We start from the raw sequence: 1,806 nt of genomic DNA, 5'->3' as shown, positions 1-1,806 counted from the left end.
TTGTGTACGCCCAGCATGGGTATGAACTAATGAGGTGAGAGTCCTCTGTAGGAAAATCACCATTTAATCATCAACTTGTTGATATTAAATGTTAACTACTAGCGAATGGCAAGGGCTTTTCCGCGAGGAATGGTCTGAAGGAAGCCGCGAGCAAAACTGCGAGCTGATGAACAAGAACATCATACTAGGCGTAGGTCAGAGGCGAGTTGGCACAAGACGACGAAGCCAAGTGATTTAATGACCACCGTAAATGATGCAGTTGTGCAGTGAAAGTCCATGTCCTTATCTGGGGAGATCTGCTTAACAAGCGATTGTTAACCTAACCAGCTTGGCCTCTGGTTCAACAGGCCTGGCGCGTGAGCATCATCAACTCACGCGAGCGAAACCGATGAACAACGATAGCGCTTTACGAGGTAACTCGTTAAGTGATTAAGCAGAAGTCAGCAGACGGCATAGTAGCCAAACGCCCATCGTAATGGTTGGGACAAGGTGAAGGCCTGAACATTTAGAAGAAGGAGGAGTCTTGTCAAACTTGTCGATACCCACTACGCCGACAGGCGATTACTATCAACAGCGTAATGATAGGCAACCATCCTTCAACAGCGATCTATTCACTCAATTGCTCCGATCTGAAAATTTACAGCAAGCATGGCGTCAAGTTAAAGCCAACAAAGGTGCGGCAGGTATCGATGGCATGACCATCGACGCCTTCCCGCTTTGGCTACAACAAGGGGGCTGGCAGCAATGTAAATCTCAATTAGAGCACGGTGAATATAAACCCTCAGCGGTCAGACGTGTAGAGATTGATAAACCCGATGGCGGTAAACGCAAATTGGGGATCCCTACCGTTATTGATCGAGTGATACAGCAAGCCATTGCTCAAATACTCACCCCCCTGTTTGACCCCTTCTTTTCGACTAACAGCTTTGGCTTTAGGCCGAATAGAAATGCCAAACAAGCGGTACTGAAAGTACGGGATACCATTAAACAGAAACGAACATTTGCTGTCGATGTTGACCTGTCTAAATTCTTTGACCGAGTTAATCATGATCTCTTGATGACTCAACTGAAGGAAAAGATACAGGATAAGCGTCTACTGGCGCTTATTGGTAAATACCTCCGTGCCGGTGTGATGGTCAACGACCAATTTGAAGCAAGCTCGGAAGGTGTGCCTCAAGGTGGTCCACTCTCGCCATTACTATCAAACATTATGTTGGATAGTCTGGATAAAGAGCTGGAAAACAGAGGGCATCAATTCGCCCGCTACGCGGACGACTTCATTATTCTGGTGAGGTCTCAACGAGCGGGAGTCCGCGTGCTAAAGAGCATTACTCACTACCTCGCCACGACGTTAAAACTGGTTGTTAATGAACAGAAAAGCCAAGTGGTTAAGGTAGCTCAAAGCAAGTTCCTTGGTTTCACCTTTTCCCGAGGTAAGATCCAGTGGCACGCTAAAACGGTACGTATTTTGAAACAAAAGATAAGGCGACTCACAAACCGAAACTGGGGTGTCAGTATGAGTTATCAATTATTTAAACTACGGCAATACCTGCAAGGCTGGATTAATTACTTTGGCATCGCTAACGCTTATCAAGCGTGTGTCGATTTAGACCAGTGGATACGTCGACGAGTACGTATGTGCTACTGGCGTCAGTGGCGTAAACCACGGACAAAGGTGCAAAACTTACTTAAACGCGGAGTCTGGATCCAAACTGCCGTTGGTTGTGGTATCACAAGCAAAGGGCCGTGGCGAAGTTCGAAAACACCTGGGATACAGCAAGCACTGAGTAATGATTACCTTAGGAA

General features: G+C 46.6%; 1 protein-coding gene. It reads left to right on the top strand.

Going from position 1 to position 1,806, the window contains the following annotated elements; genetic code table 11:
- Nucleotides 1–523 precede the first annotated feature (523 nt).
- Nucleotides 524–1,806 (top strand): group II intron reverse transcriptase/maturase (gene ltrA / locus AB4503_RS23765; RefSeq protein WP_102572641.1); only part of this gene is annotated, 1,283 nt, incomplete at its 3' end.

The organism is Vibrio sp. 10N.222.55.B11 (assembly GCF_041473705.1).
Classification (GTDB): Bacteria; Pseudomonadota; Gammaproteobacteria; order Enterobacterales; family Vibrionaceae; genus Vibrio; species Vibrio crassostreae_C.
The sequence above is the reverse complement of the archived record's forward strand: the minus strand, read 5'-3'. Positions and strand labels throughout refer to the sequence as shown.